24 protein-coding genes are annotated in these 20,028 nt (G+C 67.2%); 16 read left to right on the top strand and 8 right to left on the bottom strand.

Translation table 11 applies throughout. From position 1 onward, the window contains the following. The first annotated feature begins 53 nt into the window (after positions 1-53). The 4 genes from ACFC4D_RS24215 (at position 54) to menE (ending at position 3,177) form a co-directional block, all read left to right on the top strand. Entirely contained in the window at positions 54-1,280 is a 1,227-nt protein-coding gene (locus ACFC4D_RS24215) for an anion permease (RefSeq protein ID WP_375964348.1), read from the top strand. Then, positions 1,267-1,560 (top strand): hypothetical protein, encoded by a 294-nt coding sequence (locus ACFC4D_RS24210; RefSeq protein ID WP_375964345.1) that lies wholly within the window; start codon positions 1,267-1,269, stop codon positions 1,558-1,560. Before ACFC4D_RS24215 ends, ACFC4D_RS24210 begins: the two co-directional genes overlap by 14 nt. Positions 1,561-1,641: 81 nt before the next feature. Then, positions 1,642-1,935, top strand: coding sequence for a DUF3349 domain-containing protein (locus tag ACFC4D_RS24205; protein ID WP_364642875.1), 294 nt, complete (start codon positions 1,642-1,644; stop codon positions 1,933-1,935). Between the two features lie 105 nt (positions 1,936-2,040). Further along, entirely contained in the window at positions 2,041-3,177 is a 1,137-nt protein-coding gene (menE, locus tag ACFC4D_RS24200; protein WP_376066961.1) for an o-succinylbenzoate--CoA ligase, read from the top strand. A gap of 16 nt (positions 3,178-3,193) precedes the next feature. Here menE and ACFC4D_RS24195 read toward each other — a convergent pair whose 3' ends face one another. Further along, entirely contained in the window at positions 3,194-4,753 is a 1,560-nt protein-coding gene (locus ACFC4D_RS24195) for a hypothetical protein (protein ID WP_376066749.1), read from the bottom strand. A gap of 280 nt (positions 4,754-5,033) precedes the next feature. On the opposite strand from ACFC4D_RS24195, the gene ACFC4D_RS24190 reads away from it, so the two are divergent. The 5 genes from ACFC4D_RS24190 to ACFC4D_RS24170 all read left to right on the top strand — a co-directional run bounded on the left by ACFC4D_RS24190 (position 5,034) and on the right by ACFC4D_RS24170 (position 9,039). Further along, positions 5,034-6,044, top strand: coding sequence for an ATP-binding cassette domain-containing protein (locus tag ACFC4D_RS24190; protein ID WP_364642879.1), 1,011 nt, complete (start codon positions 5,034-5,036; stop codon positions 6,042-6,044). Next, complete coding sequence (locus ACFC4D_RS24185) at positions 6,041-6,880, top strand: ABC transporter permease (protein ID WP_375964340.1); 840 nt, start codon at positions 6,041-6,043, stop codon at positions 6,878-6,880. Before ACFC4D_RS24190 ends, ACFC4D_RS24185 begins: the two co-directional genes overlap by 4 nt. Before the next feature lie 88 nt (positions 6,881-6,968). After that, positions 6,969-7,358: a hypothetical protein gene (locus tag ACFC4D_RS24180; protein WP_364642882.1), complete on the top strand. Its 390-nt coding sequence runs from the start codon at positions 6,969-6,971 to the stop codon at positions 7,356-7,358. Positions 7,359-7,432: 74 nt separating this feature from the next. Continuing rightward, on the top strand, positions 7,433-8,173 hold the full coding sequence (locus ACFC4D_RS24175; RefSeq protein ID WP_376066746.1) for a DsbA family protein: 741 nt from the start codon (positions 7,433-7,435) through the stop codon (positions 8,171-8,173). Next, positions 8,170-9,039: a cytochrome c biogenesis CcdA family protein gene (locus tag ACFC4D_RS24170; protein ID WP_376066744.1), complete on the top strand. Its 870-nt coding sequence runs from the start codon at positions 8,170-8,172 to the stop codon at positions 9,037-9,039. Before ACFC4D_RS24175 ends, ACFC4D_RS24170 begins: the two co-directional genes overlap by 4 nt. A gap of 100 nt (positions 9,040-9,139) precedes the next feature. Here ACFC4D_RS24170 and ACFC4D_RS24165 read toward each other — a convergent pair whose 3' ends face one another. Beyond that, positions 9,140-12,694, bottom strand: coding sequence for a BTAD domain-containing putative transcriptional regulator (locus ACFC4D_RS24165; RefSeq protein WP_376066742.1), 3,555 nt, complete (start codon positions 12,692-12,694; stop codon positions 9,140-9,142). A gap of 80 nt (positions 12,695-12,774) precedes the next feature. On the opposite strand from ACFC4D_RS24165, the gene ACFC4D_RS24160 reads away from it, so the two are divergent. Together ACFC4D_RS24160 and ACFC4D_RS24155 are read left to right on the top strand one after the other, a co-directional pair. Continuing rightward, positions 12,775-13,230 (top strand): SRPBCC family protein, encoded by a 456-nt coding sequence (locus ACFC4D_RS24160; RefSeq protein WP_364642890.1) that lies wholly within the window; start codon positions 12,775-12,777, stop codon positions 13,228-13,230. 84 nt (positions 13,231-13,314) lie between these two features. Further along, the gene (locus tag ACFC4D_RS24155; RefSeq protein ID WP_376066741.1) at positions 13,315-14,184 is read left to right on the top strand and encodes a 1,4-dihydroxy-2-naphthoate polyprenyltransferase; all 870 of its coding nucleotides are present in this window, start codon (positions 13,315-13,317) and stop codon (positions 14,182-14,184) included. Positions 14,185-14,189: 5 nt separating this feature from the next. On the opposite strand, the gene ACFC4D_RS24150 is transcribed toward ACFC4D_RS24155, so the two are convergent. The 3 genes from ACFC4D_RS24150 to ACFC4D_RS24140 form a co-directional block, all read right to left on the bottom strand. Continuing rightward, on the bottom strand, positions 14,190-14,576 hold the full coding sequence (locus ACFC4D_RS24150; RefSeq protein WP_364642894.1) for a phage holin family protein: 387 nt from the start codon (positions 14,574-14,576) through the stop codon (positions 14,190-14,192). Between the two features lie 65 nt (positions 14,577-14,641). Further along, entirely contained in the window at positions 14,642-15,226 is a 585-nt protein-coding gene (locus ACFC4D_RS24145; RefSeq protein ID WP_376066739.1) for a Clp protease N-terminal domain-containing protein, read from the bottom strand. Beyond that, positions 15,226-15,447: a helix-turn-helix domain-containing protein gene (locus ACFC4D_RS24140; protein ID WP_375964325.1), complete on the bottom strand. Its 222-nt coding sequence runs from the start codon at positions 15,445-15,447 to the stop codon at positions 15,226-15,228. The genes ACFC4D_RS24145 and ACFC4D_RS24140 overlap by 1 nt, the downstream gene beginning before the upstream one ends. 150 nt (positions 15,448-15,597) lie before the next feature. Here ACFC4D_RS24140 and ACFC4D_RS24135 point away from each other — a divergent pair, with 150 nt between their 5' ends. After that, the gene (locus tag ACFC4D_RS24135; RefSeq protein ID WP_376066738.1) at positions 15,598-16,482 is read left to right on the top strand and encodes a helix-turn-helix domain-containing protein; all 885 of its coding nucleotides are present in this window, start codon (positions 15,598-15,600) and stop codon (positions 16,480-16,482) included. Positions 16,483-16,519: 37 nt separating this feature from the next. On the opposite strand, the gene ACFC4D_RS24130 is transcribed toward ACFC4D_RS24135, so the two are convergent. Together ACFC4D_RS24130 and ACFC4D_RS24125 are read right to left on the bottom strand one after the other, a co-directional pair. Then, positions 16,520-17,605, bottom strand: a complete 1,086-nt coding sequence (locus ACFC4D_RS24130; RefSeq protein WP_376066736.1) for a PLP-dependent cysteine synthase family protein — start codon at positions 17,603-17,605, stop codon at positions 16,520-16,522. Next, complete coding sequence (locus ACFC4D_RS24125; RefSeq protein ID WP_375964319.1) at positions 17,602-17,910, bottom strand: DUF4229 domain-containing protein; 309 nt, start codon at positions 17,908-17,910, stop codon at positions 17,602-17,604. Before ACFC4D_RS24125 ends, ACFC4D_RS24130 begins: the two co-directional genes overlap by 4 nt. Before the next feature lie 225 nt (positions 17,911-18,135). Here ACFC4D_RS24125 and ACFC4D_RS24120 point away from each other — a divergent pair, with 225 nt between their 5' ends. The 4 genes from ACFC4D_RS24120 (at position 18,136) to ACFC4D_RS24105 (ending at position 19,605) form a co-directional block, all read left to right on the top strand. Then, positions 18,136-18,369, top strand: coding sequence for a BldC family transcriptional regulator (locus ACFC4D_RS24120; RefSeq protein ID WP_067567119.1), 234 nt, complete (start codon positions 18,136-18,138; stop codon positions 18,367-18,369). A gap of 71 nt (positions 18,370-18,440) precedes the next feature. Further along, on the top strand, positions 18,441-18,641 hold the full coding sequence (locus ACFC4D_RS24115) for a hypothetical protein (protein ID WP_376066733.1): 201 nt from the start codon (positions 18,441-18,443) through the stop codon (positions 18,639-18,641). A 96-nt stretch (positions 18,642-18,737) separates the two neighbouring features. Beyond that, positions 18,738-19,010, top strand: a complete 273-nt coding sequence (locus ACFC4D_RS24110; protein WP_375964315.1) for a hypothetical protein — start codon at positions 18,738-18,740, stop codon at positions 19,008-19,010. A gap of 82 nt (positions 19,011-19,092) precedes the next feature. Continuing rightward, positions 19,093-19,605 carry a GNAT family N-acetyltransferase gene (locus tag ACFC4D_RS24105; RefSeq protein WP_376066731.1) on the top strand — a complete coding sequence of 171 codons (513 nt, stop codon included), beginning with the start codon at positions 19,093-19,095 and terminating at the stop codon, positions 19,603-19,605. Here ACFC4D_RS24105 and ACFC4D_RS24100 read toward each other — a convergent pair. After that, positions 19,580-19,933: a glyoxalase superfamily protein gene (locus ACFC4D_RS24100; protein WP_364642909.1), complete on the bottom strand. Its 354-nt coding sequence runs from the start codon at positions 19,931-19,933 to the stop codon at positions 19,580-19,582. The two genes, ACFC4D_RS24105 and ACFC4D_RS24100, sit on opposite strands and share 26 nt — an antisense overlap. Between the last annotated feature and the right edge of the window lie 95 nt (positions 19,934-20,028).

The following is a 20,028-nucleotide window of genomic DNA, read 5'->3' as shown; positions in this document are numbered from 1 at the left end:
GTCGGGGGGCACCGGTTAACAACGGATGAATGCCGTAGCGCAAACTGAACGGTGTGTCTGCCGAACTGCTCGTTCTGCTGATCGTTGTTCTCACGGCCCTGGTATTCGACTTCACCAACGGATTCCACGACACCGCGAACGCGATGGCCACCTCGATCGCCACCGGTGCGCTCCCCCCTCGAACAGCCGTACTCCTTTCCGGCGGACTCAATCTCGTGGGCGCCTTCCTGAGTGTCGCGGTCGCCGCGACGGTCGCCGAGGGCATTGTCGACCTCTCCGAAGTCAGCGGCCGGGCCCTGCTCGACATCGTCTTCGCGGGACTGGTCGGCGGCATTCTGTGGAATCTGTTCACCTGGCTGTTGGGTTTGCCGTCGAGTTCCTCGCACGCGCTGTTCGGCGGGCTCATCGGCGCGACCATCGCGGCGCTGGGCTGGGACGGCGTCATCTGGGCGGCGGGCAGCAAGGGCGTACTCGCCAAGATCATCATTCCGGCGCTGGCCGCACCCGTGGTCGCCGCGCTGGTCGCCGCGCTCGGTTCGTGGGCCGTGTACCGAATCACGCGCGGCAGCAATGAGAAGACCGTCGAGGGCGGATTCCGGTGGGGGCAGATCGGTTCCGCCTCGCTGGTCTCGCTCGCGCACGGCACCAATGACGCGCAGAAGACCATGGGCATCATCTTCCTGGCGTTGATCGCGCACGGTTCGGCCAAGGCCAGCGATCCGCTGCCGCTGTGGGTGATCGTGTCCTGCGCGGTCGCCATCGCCGCGGGCACCTGCCTGGGCGGCTGGCGCATCATCCGCACGCTCGGCAAGGGCCTGGTCGATATCGCGCCGCCGCAGGGGTTCGCGGCCGAATCCACCAGTGCGGCGATCATTCTCACCTCCGCGCACTTCGGCCTGCCGCTGTCCACCACGCAGACCGTGACCGGATCCATCCTGGGTTCGGGCATCGGACGGCCCGGCGCGGAAGTGCGCTGGGGCGTGCTCGGCCGCATGGTGGTGGCGTGGGTGCTGACCCTGCCGCTGGCCGGTGTGGTCGGCGCGCTGTGCTGGGCCATCCTGAACGCCATCGGCGGCACCGCGGGTGTACTCGTGGTGTTCGCACTGCTGCTCGCGGCCGCCGGAGCGATCTGGCGGCGCTCCAAGCGCACCGAGGTCAACTCGCACAACGTGAATGCCGACTGGAAGGCCGAGCACGCGGCGGCCGGACCCACCGGCGACGCCGCGCCGCCGAGCGCCGCGTTGCGCAGTGACGACACCGTCGGCAATGGAATCGGATAGGAGCGACGCCGTGCACACCTTCCTGTCCAATATCAGCGATCTGTGGCGGGTCACGCTGGCCGCCTTGGTCTTCGGAGCCGGACTGCCCGTCATCTTCGCGTTCGGCATTCGCTACCGCTCACAACTGGACGACGGCGCGACCGGAGCGGCGCGCACCACCGCGGTCGCCATCTCCGCACTCTGCTTCGCCGTGGTCATGATCGCGGTGGTGGTCGGTGTGCTCTTCATCGCACGCGGCTTCCTCGCGAGCCGGCTCGGCATCCATCTGCTCGGCGCCTGACGCCACGGGAAGAAAGGCACGCAGCTGACTACTCCGGACCAGCCGAACACCGATCCGGCGCGCACCCCGCCGCGCCAGAACGTGCTGCAAAAAGTCCTGGACTGGCTCAAAGCCGGGTATCCACAGGGCATTCCGCAGTCCGATTACGTGGCGCTGCTCGCGGTGCTGCACCGGCGGCTCACCGATTACGAAGTACACCTGGTCGTCGAGGAGCTGGTGAGCGAACGCGTCGCCACCGGCGAGATCGAACGCGCCGATATCGAGGCCGCCATTTCCCGAGTTGCCAAGGAACAACCCGGCGAGGACGATATCGCCCGAGTGGCCTCCCGGCTGGCAGCCGGTGGATGGCCACTGGCGACACCGACGTCCGACTGACCGACCGACCACCATCGACCCCCGGCCTCGGACCCCCACAGGTGCGCGGCCACCCCATCACATGACACGATCGCGAACGTGAGCAATACCCTCCGCACCCTCCCCATGCCCACCGGTGCATCGGTGGGCGATGTATTGCCGCACCTGCGGGAAGCCCTCGAGGGCAACGGCCCCGCCTGGCTGCCCATACCCACCGCCGACCGCCGCGAGGCACAGCGGCTCAGCAGCAGCCTGCGGCCCGGCGAAGAGATCGACGACGAGGTGGCGCTGGTCGTCACCACCTCCGGCACCACCGGAATCCCCAAGGGCGCCATGCTCTCCGCCGCCGCGCTGCGCGCCAGCGGGGAGGCCACGCACACCCGCCTGGGCGGGCCCGGACAGTGGTTGCTGGCGCTGCCGACCCATCACATCGCGGGCATCCAGGTGCTGCTGCGCAGCATTCAGGCCGGGACCGAACCGGCCGTGCTCGATGTGTCCGGCGGCTTCCTGCCCGAGGGGCTGGCCGCGGCCATCGCCGGGATGCGCGGACCGCGCCGGTACACCTCGCTGGTGCCGACCCAGCTCATCAAGGCCCTGGACGAACCCGCCGCCACCGCGGCGCTGGCGCAGCTCGACGCCGTGCTCATCGGCGGCGCGGCCACCCCGAAACCGGTGCTGGAACGCGCGCGCGCGGCGGGCATCACCATCTTCCGCACCTACGGTATGAGCGAAACCTGCGGCGGCTGCGTCTACGAGGGAATCCCCTTGGACGGCACCGAGGTCCGCATCGAGGACGGCCGCGTCCTGCTCGGCGGCGCGACCCTGGCCAAGGGCTACCGCAATCAGCCCGACCATCCGGCGTTCGCCGAACCCGGCTGGTTCCGCACCGAGGACGCGGGCAGCTTCGAGGACGGCGTCCTCACCGTCACCGGGCGGCTCGACGAGGCCATCATGACCGGCGGCCTGCTGGTGCTGCCCCAGGTGGTCGAGGCGGTGCTGATCACCCATCCGGCCATCTCCGAATGCGTGGTCCTGGGCCTGCCCGATTCCCGCCTGGGTCAGCGCGTGGTCACCGCGATCGTCACCGCCCCCGGCGCGACCGCCCCCACCCTGGACGAGCTCCGCGACCACGTGGTCGCCGAACTCGACGCCATCGCCGCCCCGCGCGAACTCGCTGTGCTGCAAGAACTCCCGATGCGCGGCGTCGGCAAACCCGACCGCGCCGCGCTCCGCGAGTATCTCCTCAGCACCTCCCCCAACTGACCGTCCCGTCGGGGGTCTACGCCCCCGGGGCGGGCTCGGCAGGCTGGCCGAAGAGCGCGGGTATCGCGTTCGCGATCATCGGGGCCACACTCGCGGCGAGTTGGGTCAGACCGTCCATCGGTGCGATCGGCGGAACATCCTGTGGCGCTTTCAGATCGGCCGCCAGTTGCGGTGCCACCGGAGCGATGAAGTCGGCGACCGCCGGAATCAGTTGTGGCGGAACGGCTGCGGCGACTTCCGGTGGGACGCCCGCTGTGATGAGCGGTGAGACCTCCGGCGTCTTCGGCGCGGGGAGCGGTTCGGCGATCGGGTTGCGCGCCACATCGCCCTGGAGTCGCAGGGTGTTGTAGGCGTTCACGCCCGAGATGATTCCGACCGGGACACCGATCGCGAGGCTGCCGATGGTGCCGCCCATCGCGCCGAGCAGGGCCGCGCCGGTGAGGCAGCCGCCCGCGAATCCGGTGGCGGTGCCCGCGAGCGCCGCGGAGAAGGTGCCCGCCGTGCCCGCGCCGATTCCGCCTGCGAGACAGCCGATGATGAGCCCGGTCATGCCGCCGACCAGGCCGCCGACGCTGACCGCGAGACCGAACTGGGTGCCCACCGCGCTGTAGGCGTCGTTGATGTCCTTCTGCCGCTGCACCGGATCGGGATTCGGCTTGGTCCCGGGTGCGGGCGGGGCGGCCGGGTCCGCCGCCGGATCGTCGATGAATCCGGTGATCGGGACGGTGGCCGGGGCCTTGCACACCGGATCCGGCAGGTCCGCCGCATTGCGGGGCAGCTTGTCTGCCGAGGGCAGCTGGGAGATGGGGACGGTGCCGACGGGGCAGGGCACCGCGGCGTTGGGCCACAACGCCATCGGCGAACCGAGCGTGAGCGTATTGCCCATGACGTAGCGGCCGTGCGCGTCCAGCACCTGGAAGTTGTTGAGCAGTTGCAACTCTCGTTCACCGCCGGGTCCCGGCTGCAATGGATCGGTTCCGGTCCCCGGCGCCTGCACGATCAGCGAGCCGATCGGCGTGGTCAGATAGGCGGACATATCGGTGAGATCGCCGGTGTAGACCACACCCTGCATGAGCCCGACCGTCACCCGGGACATGCCTTCCCGGACCGCCTGCTCATGCGGTGTCAGATCGGCGGTATTGCCCGGCAGCGGCGGCGGGATCTCCCGGCCGAACGGCACATGATGCAGCGTGCTGCGGTCCTCGCCGAGGATCAGATTCCCCGAATGATCGCGCAGCTGATAGTGATTGTTGCCGATCAGGCTGACCGCGACATCGGGCCCGTAGATGGTCGACAACCGCCGATAGGCGTTGCTGCGCAGGTACACATCCCCCGTCAGCTGCATATCGTTCTCACCGCACAGCGGATCGCGCGGCGGGATCGGCGCGAGCGGATCATCGGCGTCCGGTGTCGGCGGGCAGGTCAGCAGCAGCTGATTCGACCCGGGCTGTTCCGCTTGCGCGGCCGACGAATCCGGGGCGTCCACCGCGAGCGGCGTGGCATGCGCGGTGACGGTGGTCACGACCGCGGTCAGCGCGGCCAGGGCCGTGGTCAGGGCGACGGGAACGACTCTCAACGGAACCTCGCAATCCATACGCACGGGACGAACCGGGAACGAAAAGCAGGTCGAGCAAGAACGTGTGGCCAGGCTAACAAGCGCGGGTCCGAATGCCTGGGAACGCGCGGCGGCGGTGACGAATGCGCTGCTCATGAGGGTCACCGCAGGCTCGAGCGGGTCTCGCCACGCCAGCTTGCGCGCTCGCGCGACCGGCTTGCGTGAGTGCCGTCACCGGCTTGCGTCGGCGCGCAATCGTCATGCAAGGGGCGTGTAAGTCCGGGTCCGCAGAGTATGGGTCATGACTTCATACACACCTGCTGAGGCGCTCGCCATCGAGGCGAATGACCTGGTCAAGATCTTCGGGGAGCAGCGGGCTGTCGACGGCGTGAGCCTGGCGGTTCCGCGCGGCGCGGTGTACGGCGTACTCGGCCCGAACGGCGCCGGGAAGACCACCACCATTCGCATGCTCGCCACCCTGCTGAAGCCCGATGGCGGCAGCGCCCGCATCTTCGGCCGCGATGTGCTGACCGAACCCACCGCGGTGCGTTCGCTGATCGGCGTGACCGGGCAGTACGCCTCGGTCGACGAAAAGCTCACGGCCACCGAGAATCTCATTATCTTCTCGCGGCTGCTCGGCCTGTCCAAGGCCGACTCCCGGCGCAAGGCCGCCGAACTGCTGGAGGAGTTCGGACTCGAGGAGGCCGCCAACAAGGCCCTGGAGAACTTCTCCGGCGGTATGCGGCGTCGACTCGATCTGGCCGCCAGCCTGATCTCCACCCCGCCGCTGCTGTTCCTGGACGAGCCGACCACCGGTCTGGACCCGCGCACCCGCGCCCAGATGTGGGAGACCATCCGCCGCCTGGTGCGTGAGGGCTCGACGGTGCTGCTCACCACGCAGTACCTGGACGAGGCCGACCAGCTGGCCGACCGGATCGCGGTCATCGATCGCGGCAAGGTCATCGCCGACGGCACCTCCGACGAATTGAAGGGCTCGGTCGGCCTGTCCGCGCTGCAGCTCACCCTCGAGGACCGCGGCCGCATCGATGAGGCTCGCGCCCTGGTCTCGGAGTATCTGTCCCGCGCCGAGGGCAAGACCGTCGAGGCGACCGTCTCCCCCGAGGCGGGCCGCATCACCGCACCGCTGCCCGATCCCGCCATCACCACCGACATCCTGATCCGGTTGCGCGAGCACGACATTCGGGTCGAAGAAATCAATGTCAGCAAGCCCAGCCTGGACGAGGTGTTCTTCGCGCTCACCGGACACGGTGCCGAAGACGACTCCGCCGATACCGAAAAGAGCGCGGCATGACCACCACACTCACCTCGCCGGACCTGACCAAACAGGTCGCCCCGGCCCCGATTCCCGATGTCAGCAATCACATCAGCCTCAAGAAGACCGCGCAGAACTCGCTGACCATGGCGTACCGCGGCCTGCTCAAGATCCGGCACAATCCGGAGCAGCTGTTCGACGTCACCGTGCAGCCGATCCTGTTCACCGCGCTGTTCGCCTACATTTTCGGCGGCTCGATCGGCGGCAGCGTCTCGGGTTATCTGCCGCTGCTCATTCCCGGCATTCTGGTGCAGACGGTGGTGCTGACCTCGGTCGCCACCGGCACCCAATTGCGTGAGGATATGGACAAGGGCGTCTTCGATCGCTTCAAATCCCTTCCCATCGCCCGTATTTCGGCGCTGGCGGGCGCACTGCTGGCCGATATGGTGCGCTACGGCCTGGCGACCACGCTCACCGTGATCGTCGGTCTCGCGCTCGGCTACCGTCCCGAGGGCGGCGTGCTCGGTGTCGTGGCGGCCGGACTGGTCGTGGTGTTCTGCTCCTTCGCCATCAGCTGGATCTGGGCGCTGGTCGGCGTCACCGGTAAGAGCGCGGCCTCGGTGCAGGGCATCTCGATGATGATCATGTTCCCGCTGACCTTCATGGGCGGCACCTTCGCACCGGTCGACAAGATGCCGGGCTGGTTGCAGGGCATCAACAAGGCCAACCCGATCTACTACATGTGCAATACCGCCCGCGAGCTCATGAACGGGACCGGCGTCACCGCCAACCTGGCGTGGTCGCTCATCGGCGGCGTCGTGGTGATCATCGTGTTCGCCCCGCTCGCACTGCGCGCCTACATGCGGCACGCATAACCCGAAGCACGCCGAATGCCCGCCCGCCGAATCCCCGGTGGGCGGGCATTTTGCCGTGCCCGCGAGTTCGGCTGTTATGGTCGGGGCGGTGAATTCCCATCCTGCCCCGCACAGCCGGAAGTCATTCCGGCTGTCGTGTGCTGCGCTGCTGATGGGCCTTTTCGCCATTGTCGGATTGCTCGCCGCGGTCGCGGATTGGGGTTCGACACAACAGGTTTCGGTACAGGCGGCGGTAGCGCCCGCCGATACCGTGACGACCATTCACTCGCCCTTCTGCGAGCGCCGGGATCAACAGGGTTCGGACCCGATCGGCCAGGTCGCCGCACCACCGCGTGCCGCGGCGGATCAGCTGCTCACGCCGGTATTCGCGGTGATTCCGGAACTCCCCGCCACCCAGTGGCTTTCCTATGACATCCAGCCGCGCGGGCCGACGCTGCCCGTGACATCCCCCCATCTGACGACGGTGCTGATCATTTAGGAGACCCGGCGTACAGCCATGTCTTCCAGCACATTTCACATCGATCAGGACCCGAGTCGTCCAGGGGTATTCGCATGTCCAAAACTCGTAAGAAGCGTCCGAGCGGCAATAGGAAGATATTCGCCGGGCTCGCATTGTTCGCGGCGGCCTGCCTGCTCGCCATCGCCGGTTTCCAAATGCTCGGCGGCGAAAAGAAATCCACACCGGAAGCGGCGGCCGCCACCACCAATCCCATGTTCGCCGAACTCGCGAAACTGGCGCGCCGCGATGCGAGCGATCCGCTCGCGCTCGGCCGCGCCGACGCCCCCGTGGTGATGATCGAGTACTCGGATTTCCAATGCTCGTTCTGCCGTACCTTCGGCCGCACCATCGAACCGAAGCTCATCGCGAAATATGTGGATCAGGGTGTGCTGCGCATCGAATGGCGCAATTTCCCCATCTTCGGCGCGGAATCGGAGAACGCGGCCCGTGCCGCGTGGGCGGCCGCCCAGCAGGGCAGATTCTGGGAATTCCACGACACCGTGCAGGCGAACGCGCCCGAGAAGAAGAACACCGGCGTGCTGACCCCGGACCGGCTGGCCGAATTCGCCGAACAGGCGGGGGTACCGGATATCGCGAAGTTCCGTACGGATCAGGACTCCCCCGCCGCCACCGCGGCCGTCCAGCGCGATGCCGCCGAAGCGTATTCGCTCGGCGCGTCCTCCACGCCGACCTTCCTTGTCAACGGCCGCCCGGTACTCGGCGCGCAACCCATCGAACAGTTCTCCGCCGTGATCGAGGCGGCAGCGAATATCGCGTCGGGGAACGCGGAATGAGCGGCACCGTAGGCTTTTTCGCGGCCTTCCTGGGCGGCCTGCTGGCACTGCTGAGCCCGTGCAGCGCACTGCTGCTGCCGAGCTTCTTCGCGTACTCGTTCACCTCGAGCGGCAGACTGCTGGCTCGCACCGGCATGTTCTATCTGGGCCTGGCCACCACGCTGGTACCGCTCGGTATCGCGGGATCGTTTGCGGGACAACTTTTCTCGAACAATCGCGAACTGCTCATCACCATCGGCGGCTGGACCATCATCGGCCTGGGCGTGCTGCAGATCCTCGGGCGCGGTTTCAGTTTCGGCTTCGCCCAGCGCGCGGCGGCGAAACAGGGCCGCCCCGAACGATCCGGTGCGGTGTATCTGCTCGGCCTGGTCTACGGCCTGGCCGGATTCTGCGCCGGGCCGATTCTCGGTTCCATTCTGGCGGTGGCCGCGGTCGGCGGCTCACCGGTCGAGGGCGGTCTGCTACTGGCGGTCTACGCGCTCGGCATGGCGGCCCCGCTGTTCGCGTTGGCGGCGTGCTGGGACCGTTTCGATCTGGGTCGGCGGAAGTGGTTGCGCGGCAGGTCATTCAGCATCGGAAGATTGGAATTGCACACCACCGCACTGATTTCCGGACTGTTCTTCATTCTGCTGGGCACCGTATTCCTGCTCTTCGACGGCACCTCGGGTCTGCCGGGCCTGCTGGGCGCGGAAACCGAATTCCACCTGGAAGCGGCGGTGCAGCGCCTGGGTCGAGCGGTGTCCGACACCACCGTGCTGCTGATCCTGGGCGCGGGCGCGTTGGGTCTGATCGGCTGGCGGCTGCTACGCACACAGGAGCCGACCGGCACCCCCGAGCAAGCTCCGGAATTCGCCGAGAAAGACTGACCTGCAAGGACATTCGGCCCGCGCAGCACGCTCGCGGGCCGAATGACCGGGCCGACACCGCGCCCGCGATACCGCCGACCGGGCGCACCGGCCGCGCGAATCAGCGGTTTTCGTGTACCTCGCGCATCAATTCCATGATCCGCTCCGAGGCACCGCGTCGATTCCAGCGGGTCGCCGCACGCGTCGCCGCCTCGAGGCGTTCCGCGCCCACCGCGGGCAGGTTCAGCTCGATGTGCCGCCGCCAGTGCATGGACGGATAGTCCTGCCGCGCGAAGACTTTCGGCGCGAGCACGAGAATCTCCAGCCCCCGGTCAAGATCGCGCCCGGACGTGAGTAGATAGCTGCCGACGGCGGTGGCGACGGCGCCGATCTGCGGAAGATCCCAGAACTGCCCGAGCTTGAGCACGGCCAATCCGACCAGCTGCGCGACCAATTCGTCGATCTCGGCCAAATGCCCATGCAATACATGCGCGTCGATCACCGCCGAGGCCACCATGAGATCGCCGGGACCGGGTGCGACCGCGCCGTGCGGCCAGGCCATCAACCGCAGGGCCTGCCGGAAGCGGGCCAATCCGGTATCGATATCGCCCTCGGCCAGTTCGAGTTCCGCCAGCCCGGCGGTCACGGTGGCCCGCCGGTGATTCGGCGGCACGTCGACGTGCACCACGGCCGGATCGATACCCGCGCCGGGCAGCAGCGGCGCGAGTTCCCGCCGCGCCTGGTCGAGCTGTCCGGTGCCGGTCAGCGAGACCGCCAGATAGCTGCGGATCTCCACGCTCTCGTCATAGGCGCGCAGCGTGGTGAGCAGTTCGGCGGCGCGCCGGTAGTACTCCACTGAATCGGTGTAGCGCGCGGACTGCACGTACATGCCGCCCAGGTGCTGGCACACCATGGCGGTGCCCCACAGATCGTCCTGCGCACCGGTTGTCAAGGCGCGCACCGCATCTCGGATGGAGCCGTATACATCGCCGGAGTTCTCCCGGACATTGGCACGGAACAGCAGCGCCACCACCCGGGTGTGCGCGTCCGGCGAATGCGTGCCCTCGCAGAATTTCCGGCCCAGCTGCACACCGTTCCTGGTCAGCGCCGCCAGTTCGCCGAGGAAACGGAAGGCCGGGCTGAGCGGACCTCCGCTGCGCAGCAGTCGCCGTACCCGGGTGCGCACGCGCATGACATCGCGATTGCCCTCACCGCCCAGGAACATCATGTGCAGGCCAAGAATGAGCTGCCCGAACATCTGCAGATCGGCTTCCTCCGCGCCGAGCGCGCCGGTGCGCAGCGGCATGGTCGCCATGCGGGAGGACCAGCTCATCAGTTCCAGGTGCGCGCCGCGCATCATCCACAGCATGGCAAGGACCGGGTACACAGCGTGCGCGGTCGCGGTATCACCGCGGTCGACGGCGTACCGCAGCACCGCGTTCAGGTTGTCGGCCTCGGCGGCGACGCCGAGCACCACCGCCACCTGATCGTCACCGTGATACCGGCGCGCCGAGAGGAGCGCGAATTCCCTTGCCCAGCAAGCCATCCGGTCCATCACCAGATCGGCGTCCCCCGTGACGGCGAATTGTTCCTCACCGTATTCGCGCACCGTCTCCAACATGCGGTAGCGGGTGCCGTCGTATTCGGGATCATCGGATTCCAGCACGGTGAGCAAAGATTGGCCCACCAGACCGTCGACAGCGGCCGCGGCATCGGTGATATCGGATCCGGCGAGCACGATCTCGGCCGCGGCCAGCGTGAATCCTGCCGGGAATCGGCACAGTCGGCGCAGTGCGGCGCGCTGTTCCCCGTCGAGCAGGTTCCAGCTCCACTCGATTACCGCATGCAGGGTGCGATGCCGTTCCGGGGAACTGCGATCACCGCTGCGCAACAGCGCGAAACGGTGGTCGAGCCGGGACTCGATCTCCTCCACGCTCATGGTGCGGGTGCGCGCGGCGGCGAGTTCGATGGCCAGCGGCAGACCGTCCAGGGTGCGGCACAGTCGCGCCACCACCTCCGGATCCAAGCGCACCGACGGCCGCACCGCGCGCGCCCGCGCGATGAACAGTTCGGTGGCCGGTGAACCCTGCGCGTCGATGGTCAAGGGCGGCAAAGGGTATACCGTTTCCGCCGTGATCTGCAGTGGCGCGCGACTGGTGGTGAGCACCGTCAGCTGATCGCTGGCCCCCACCAGATCGGCGACCAGTTCGGCGACCGCGTCCACCAGATGTTCGCAATTGTCGAGAATCAGCAGGATGGGCCGCGCGGACAGCGCTTCGCGCAATCGCTGCCCCAGATCCCGGGTGCGTGTGGCCCGCAGAATATTGGTGTCCCGGCTGAACTCGCCGACCCCGAGCGTGGTCGCGATGGCGGCCTCGATCTCCACCCGGGTCTCGGCTTCCCCTGCCGGATCCGCGCGCAGCGATGCCAATTCGACCAGCGCCACCGTGCATTCGTGTGCGACGCGCGCGCCGAGCTCATTGGCAACCCGGGTCTTGCCGGTACCGCCGGGCCCGAGCACCGTGGTCACCCGCGACGTACGCAGCAGCCCTTCCAGCGCATCGATATCGGCTTCGCGCCCGAGCAGCGGATTCGGCGCGGCCCGCAATCCGATCCCCACCCCGACGCCGTCACCGGCATCGCGCGTTCCAGCCGCATGCTGCGCCGCGGCCATCCGCCGCAGACTCTGCGCCGAGCCCCACCCCGCGCCGGAGTCGCTCGAACCATGCCCGACGGGATTCGGCTGAAGGCTTCGATCCGTTCCGATTCCCGGCCGCTCGTCCGTCGAATAGCGTTGCCCAGCAGGGTTATTCGCACCGGACGCGTAGTTGTTCGAGCCCGGCGAACCACTACCCGACCCGGGTGATTGCGTTCCAGGTAGCGGTTCGCCGCGGAGCAGGGCGGTGTTCATGGCGGTGAGTGCGGGGCCCGGGTCCGCGCCGAGTTGATCGACCAAACGGGTTCGGAGGGAGGCGAATACGTCCAGGGCTTCGTTGGTGCGCCCGGCGACGGCGAGCAGGCGCATGAGGGTGCCGTGCGCGGGTTCGTCGAAAGGTTGTGCGGCGGCCGCGGATCGGGCCAGCTCGAGGGCTCCGGCCAGATCACCGACGGCTTCGCGGGCGGCGAGTTCGAGAGTGTCCAGGCCGTGACGGCGGGCGGTGGCGAGTTCGGTGAGTTCGTCCGCGACCGATCCGGCGGGCAGATCGGCGGCCGGATCACCGCGCCAGAGCGTGCGCGCCTCGGCGATCAGAGCCAGGCAGTGGGTGTCGTCCCCGCGCGTATGCGCCTGGCGCGCTTGGTTTTCCAGCTGCTGAGCCAGGGTCAGGTCGACCTGATCGGGGCGCAGCACCAGGCGATAACCGGCGGGGCCGATCTCCAGCGCGCCCTCGGGCAGGGTGGAGCGGAGCCGGGAGACCTGGGTGTGCAGCGCGTTCATCGGGGCGCGCGGCGGATCCTCACCCCAGACGTCGTCGATCAATGCCTGCGCGCTGCGGCTGCGACCGGGATGCGTGGCCAGGGCCGCGACCAGCAGGCGCGCCCGGGCTCCGGGTACGGGTGCGAGCCCGCCGTCGCGACGTACGGCGACCTCGCCCAGCAGGGCCAGCAGGACCGTGTCGCTCGCGGGTGCCGGCCGGGTACTCCCGGCGCCGTTGGCACTGCCTGTTTCCGAAAACATTCCTTGCCAATCCTAGGTGAGCGACGCGGAGGACGCCCGATTCACCGGATCCGTCGGTGCGGTCCCCTACGCTGGCGATCATGGCCGCATTCGACATCCACCGGGAAACGGTCATCAAGGCCGATCCCGCCCGGATCCAAGCACTCGTCGACGACTTCCACCAGTGGCAGCAGTGGTCGCCGTGGGAGGGTCTGGATCCGGCCATGGAACGCACGTACAGCGGGGCCGATCGCGGTATCGGCGCCCGGTATTTCTGGAGTGGCAACCGCAAGGCGGGCCGCGGCGATATGGAGATCACCTCGGTCACCTCGCAGGCCATCGGCATTCGATTGAATTTCGAGAAGCCGATCCGGAACACCAATCAGGTCACCTTCGAATTCATCGCGCAACCCGAGGGCACCGCCGTCAGCTGGCGGATGACCGGTGAGCGCAGCGGCCTGATGGCGTTCATGGCCAAGCTCATGCCGATGGATTCCATGATCGGCAAGGACTTCGAGAAGGGCCTGGCGCAATTGAAGGCCGCCGCGGAAGCCTGAGCACGCCCCGCCGTGGAAGCCTGAGCGCGCCCCGCCCGACACGCTGACGGGTGCGGCCGGAACCCTCGCACTAGGCTGCGATACATGGCTACAGCAGCACAGTGGATCGAGGGCGCTCGGCCGCGCACTCTGCCGAACGCGATCGCTCCGGTCCTGGCGGGCACGGGGGCCGCCGCCTCGATCGACGGGGCGGTGTGGTGGAAAGCGGTGCTGTGCCTGCTGCTTTCGCTGTCCCTCATCATCGGCGTGAACTACGCCAACGACTATTCCGACGGTATTCGCGGCACCGATGACGAGCGGGTCGGGCCGCTGCGCCTGGTCGGCTCCAAACTGGCGTCGCCCCAGGCGGTCCGCAATGCCGCCATCGGCTGCCTGGTCCTGGGCGCTGTGCTCGGCTTGATCCTGGTCCTGACCAGCGCCTGGTGGCTGCTGATCGTGGGCGCGGCCTGCCTCGCCGGGGCCTGGTTCTACACCGGCGGCCGAAATCCGTACGGCTACAGCGGTTTCGGTGAGATCGCGGTCTTCGTGTTCTTCGGCCTGGTCGCGGTGCTCGGCACCCAGTTCGTACAGGCCGGACGCGTCGACTGGGCCGGATTGGCCTGTGCGGTCGCGGTGGGCGCGTTCTCCAGCGCGGTGCTGGTCACCAATAATCTGCGCGATATCCCGACCGATTCGGTCACCGGTAAGACCACGCTCGCGGTGCGCCTGGGCGATACCCGTACGCGCACACTGCATATCGTGCTGCTGGCGGTCCCGTTCCTGGCCACGCTGGCATTGGCCGCGCGCACCCCGTGGGCGCTGGCCGGTCTGCTCGCGCTGCCGCTGGCGATCAAGGCCAATGAGCCGGTCCGCACCGGCAAGAACGGGCCGGGACTCATTCCCGCCCTTGCCGGTACGGGCCTGGCGCTGTTGATCTGGTCGGTCGTGACCGGACTGGCGCTGGCCTTCGGCTGAGTCGTTCAGTCCTCGTCGGGGACGAGCACGCCGAGCACCCAGTTCACCAGCGTGATGATGATGGCGCCCCAGAACGCGGCCCAGAATCCGTTCACATGCAGCTGGTAATCGGTGTGCTCGGTGATCTTCGAGGTCAGCCACAGCATGAGCGCGTTGACGATCAGCAGGAAGAGCCCGAGCGTCAACACCACCAGCGGCAGTGACAGCAGTTTCACCAGCGGCTTCACCAGCGCGTTCACGATGGTGAAGATGACCGTGATCACCGCGATGACGAGGATCTTGTCGGTGGTCGTGGCCGGATCGTCGGGACCGTGGATCTCGATTCCGCCGACCCATACGGACGCGAGCCAGATGGCCACACCGTTGATCAGCAGACGTAGCAGGAGCGTCATGCCCCGATCGTAGGGCGCGAACGCGTCGGAGGGTGATCTTCACACGCGTTCGCACCCCGTCCGCCTCAGGCCGCGTGATCGAGGTAGTCGCCGACGGCGGCGCGCAGCGTCCTGGTCGCGGTCTCGTCGCCGAGCAGTCGCCGCGTCGCGGCATTGGGGGCGCGCAGGATGCCGAGCAGAATGTGCCCGGCCTCGATGCGATCGTCACCCCGGGTGAGCGCCTCGCGCAGGGACAGCTCCAATACCTTCTTGGCGTCCCGGTCGAAGGGGATGTGCCCGTTGGCGATTCCCCAGCCGCGCATGCGCCCGCGCCTGGGTTCCTCCACCGGGACCGCCCGTTCGAGCGCGTCCTCGCCGAAGGTGGCCTCCAGACTTTCCCGCACGGCGTCCAGATCGATGCCGATGGAGCGCAGCGCGGCCGCGTCCTCTTCACCGAGGGGTTCGGTGGTTCGCTTGCGCGCCAGCGCTTCTCGCACGCCTTCGGCGGTGTAGCCGTGATCGGCGAGCACCTGTTTGAGCCCCGCGTCCGGGCTGACCAGCAGCCCGAGCAGCACATGCTCCATTTCGACGGCTGGCGAACGCAGTTCGCGCGCTTCCTCCTGCGCGATGACGATCGCGTATTTGGCCGCCTTGTCGAATCGTTCGAACATCAGCGGATACCGCCCTTCCGGTTGTACTTCTGGTGGACCGCCTGCCTGCTGACCTCGAGCGAGTCGGCGATGGCCTGCCAGGACCAGCCCTGCTTGCGGGCGTTGGTGACCTGGATGGCCTCGAGTCGCTCGAGCAGCCGGCGCAGGGCGAGGACCGCGCGGAGTCCGACCTGCGGGTCGGGGCTGCCTGCGGCGGCCGCCAGAGTCGTTGCTTCACTCATGACGTCAATTTACGTTGACGTCGCGAGCGTGTCAACGAAAATTGACACGACCGGAAACCGGGGCGACCCGGCGCGACTTCAGATTTGTTGTTGTTTCAAACTGGGGCGAAAACGGGATACCGCCCCACCCTAGTAAGGTCACCCTAAGTAATGAATGGAGTACCCACGTTCGGCGAGTACATTCGCCAGCGCCGGACAATCGCGAACCTCACCCGCCCGCAACTGGCATGGCTCGCCAACCTGTCCGTGCCCTATCTGACCAAGATCGAGGGCGGCGCGAATCCCTCCCGCCGCGTCGTCGAATCCCTCGGCACCGCACTGGAACTGCGGGCCGTCGAGTTCGAATACGCGCTCACCCTGGCCGAGGGACCGTTCCCGCGCGGCACCCCGGATCATCCGACCGCCACCGATCTGGAGTACCTGCACCTGCTCAACCCCAAGATCGCGGCGTACATCTCCGGAACCCTGGACGTGCTGGCCGTGAATGCCGCGCACGCGGAGACCTTCCCGCAGCTCGACCCCGGCACCAACTACGTGGAATGGCTGCTGCTGAATCCGGTGGCCCGGACCGTACTGGTCGATTGGGAGAGCGAGACGCGGCAGACCCTCGGCATGTTCCGGATGCTGCTCGCCCGGCATGGCCCCGATCAGCACACTTCGCGGATTATCGAGAACTGCACGGCGAGTCCGGAGTTCGAGGCCATGTGGCGCGATGAGAGTCTGTCCAGTGAGCGACGCGATCGCAGCAAGGTGGTGCGCGATCCGAAAACCCTCGCCATCACCGAGTTGCGAATGAACATCTGGCGCACCTCCTCGACCCTGCAGTCCTGGATGTTGGTGGTCGGCGCGGGGGTCGATCAACCCATGGCGGTCACTCGTCCAGTGCTGCGCGAAATGCCAAAAGCGTCAAGGGCTATTAACGCCGATGAGACGCGGGAGTTATCCCCCGAACGACCGAACATGAATGCTTCACTTCGCGAGCAAGCACCAACCCAACCGTTGCAGCAAATCATCAGCAATCAATCGGAGGGGTGAGCGGCCCTTCTCAGCCGAGCCCTGTGCGGTGCGAAAACTAGCCCGACCAAGTACCGGTGGCGATGAATCGATCGATGATCGCGGTCGGTTCGTCCAGGCTCAGCCCTTGACCGGCAACCCACGCGTCATTGAAATAGGTTCCGGCATAACGGTCCCCGCCATCACAGAGCAGGGTGACCACACTGCCGGTGCGACCGGCCGCGATCATGTCGGCAATCAGGGCAAACGCACCCCACAGATTGGTGCCGGTGGAACCGCCGACCCGGCGGCCGAGCACCTGACTCGCATGCCGCGCGGCTGCGATGGAACCCGCGTCCGGCACCTCGAGCATGCAGTCCACGACCTGGCCGACGAAGGACGGCTCCACCCGCGGGCGGCCGATCCCCTCGATCCGGGAACCCATCCCGGTCTGATAGCCCGCGTCGGAGAGCTCATAGCCGCCGTAGAAGGCCGAATTCTCCGGATCGACCACGGCCAGTTTGGTGGCGTGGCGGCGATACCGGATATAGCGGCCGATGGTCGCGCTGGTGCCGCCCGTGCCCGCGCCGACCACGATCCACTCCGGCACCGGATGCGTCTCCAGAGCCAGCTGCTGGAAGATCGATTCGGCGATGTTGTTATTGCCGCGCCAGTCCGTCGCCCGCTCGGCGTGCGTGAACTGGTCCATATAGTGGCCGTCGCACTCGCGCGCCAAACGCGCTGCCTCGGTATAGATTTCGGGGCCTTTTTCGACCAGGTGGCTGCGGCCGCCCTGCGCCTCGATGAGCGCGATCTTCTCCGGCGAGGTGGTGGCGGGCATGACCGCCACGAAGTCCAGGCCCAGCAGTTTCGCGAAGTACGCCTCGCTGATGGCAGTCGAACCGGACGAAGCCTCCACCACCGTGGTGCCCTCGGTGATCCAGCCATTGCAGATGGCATACAGGAACAGCGATCTCGCCAGCCGATGCTTGAGACTGCCGGTGATATGGGTGGATTCGTCCTTGAGGTACAGCTGCACGCCCCATTCGGCGGGCAGTGGATAGCGCAGCAGATGGGTATCGGCGCTGCGCTGGGCGTCCGCGTCGATCAGCCGGACCGCGTTGTCGACCCAGTCGCGGGGCGCCGAGCGATCACAGCGCTTCACTGGTCTTCGCCGCGTAGTCGCGTCATGAGCTGTTCGCGATCACTGCGCCGCTTGGCGTCCACGGCGGCGATGTCCTTGTTCACCTGCGTCCGCAGCTTCTTGAACAGCAGCAGCGACAGCGGCATGGCGATGAGCAGCGCGAACAGCGCGGCCACGATGAGCGGGATGTCGACCTTCACGATGGCGGCCACGCCCAGGATGATCGCGGCGATGACGACGACCAGGCCGAGCCGGGCGACGGTGTAGAGGGCCAGGTGTTTGGCCAGCCGGCGGCCCGCGCTCTCCGGTGGGGTTGCGTCACTCACGCTGACAGCCTAGGTGACGGGGATTCGGGCATATGCGGTGCCCTCCGCCCGAATGTCGCTGGATATTCGCTACTCCGGAGTAGTCAGTGACCGCGAACACAGTACGGATATCCGTTTTGTCTATTACTTCCCCTTTACCAAATCGAGACTGTTCGAACACTCGGGGGGTGCAGTGCAACGATGTCGCTACTGATGAGGGATCTGACAAAACGGAAAGGTTTGCGAATGACTGCGTTCACCGCGGCGAGCCGCGTAATGGGTTCCGTCAACAGCCAGGACACCCTGCTCACCCCCGGCCAGGTAGCAGCAATGTTCCATGTCGATCCGAAGACCGTTACCCGGTGGGCTCATGCGGGACGGCTCGGCTCATTGCGGACTCCGGGCGGTCACCGCCGGTTCCGCGAAAGCGAAGTTCTGCAGCTTCTCCGGTCTCTCACCACCGAGGCGACCCGCGTCTAACCCCTATTTACCGTTTCCGCGGTGCCGCGGGTACGGACACGGATTACCCTCGTTGGCAGGAGGTGAGCGACGTGACGTACCTGTTGGCACTGATCGCGGTAGTGGCCGTCGTGATGTTGTGCTGGAAAGCTTTCGGCCCCCAGCGACCGGCCCGCACCGGCACAGCATCGGCACCACGCAACCGCATCATCGGTCCCGATGACGATCCCGATTTTCTCTGGCGGTTATCCCGCCAGCACCGGGACGGCGAACCCGGTTCTCCCGATCACTGATGTTTTCGAGGTCCGGTCGGCATTCTTCTAGCAAACCGACCGGCCTCTTTTTCCGAGCGCATACTGGTGTCACCCGACGCGACCGGAAGGTGCCCCATGGACAAGGAAGAGAACCTCTCGCAGGACGCACGCCGCAAGCAGGGCGACACCCATGCCGCCGAACGCCGTGAGCAACGCCGCGAAGTCGACGACGCCCGCCTGGCCTCCGGCACCGGCCCGCCCCCCGATCCCCTGCTCGAACCGATGCAGGCCAAGGTCGCGGAGAACAATCACACCGACAACCACAAATGGGACCGCGCCCGCGCCAAGGAAGCCACCGCCGAAGCGGTGAAACTGGCCAACGCCGACCTCGGCGACACCGCCCCCTGACTCCCCCGCATCCCCGCCGCCGCTACCGCCCGGCGGGGATATTCATGTGCGCATCGCCCCCGCCCCCACCAGAATCGGCGAAATGCCCGCATCCACCCTCACCACCGCGCGCCTGACCCTCACCCCGGTCACCCCCGCCGACCACCCCACCCTGCTCGCCCACTGGACCACCCCCGCGGTCCGCGAATTCCTCTTCGACGGCAAAACCCTCACCCCCGAAGAGATTTCCCACACCATCACCACCAGCCAACACACCTTCACCACCGCCGGCCACGGCCTCTGGCTCATCACCACCGACACCTTCATCGGCACCGCGGGCCTACGCCCCCTCGACGACCTCGGCCAGGAGATCTACTACAGCCTCACCCCCGAATCCCGGGGCCGGGGCTACGCCACCGAGGCCGCCGGCGCGGTCATCGACTACGCCCTCGAAAGCCTGTCTCTCCCAGCGATTTACGGTGAGGTCGACGAGGCCAACACCGCCTCATCGGCAATCCTCGAACGCCTCGGCCTGACCCACTTCGCCACCGTCCCCGGCGAACTGGGCCCGCTGCTGCGCTACCGCCGCGTCAGTCGCGGTGGGCGGCGATATTGAGGACGTTGCCGTCGGGGTCGCGGACGAAGAAGCGGCGGATGCCCCATTCCTCCGTGGTCAGCGGATGGACGATTTCGTAGCCGAGTTTCATCGCCTCCGCGTAGGCGGCGTCGACGTCGTCGGTCATCACCGAGATCACCGAATCGACCGGTGCGGTGGCGTCACCACTGACGAGTTGCAGATTCGCGCCGGTCTCCGGCGAGGTGTAGCGGGCCACCCAGCCCAGATTGAACTCTTCGACGCTCAGGCCGAGAAAGTCGATGTAGAAACCTTTCGCGGCCTCGATATCGGCCACCGGCAGATTGGTGACTATGCGTTTGGCGTGCATTCGCTACTCCTGGCTCGTGACGGGTATGCCGATCGTAAATCGGGGGCACGAATTCTGGGGGCAGTGGGGGTTGGGGCAAGGGTTTTGCCGGATTC

This window comes from Nocardia sp. NPDC056000 (assembly GCF_042269265.1).
Classification (GTDB): domain Bacteria; phylum Actinomycetota; class Actinomycetes; order Mycobacteriales; family Mycobacteriaceae; genus Nocardia.
Note: the sequence above shows the minus strand (reverse complement) of the source record. Positions and strands in the feature narration are given on the sequence as shown.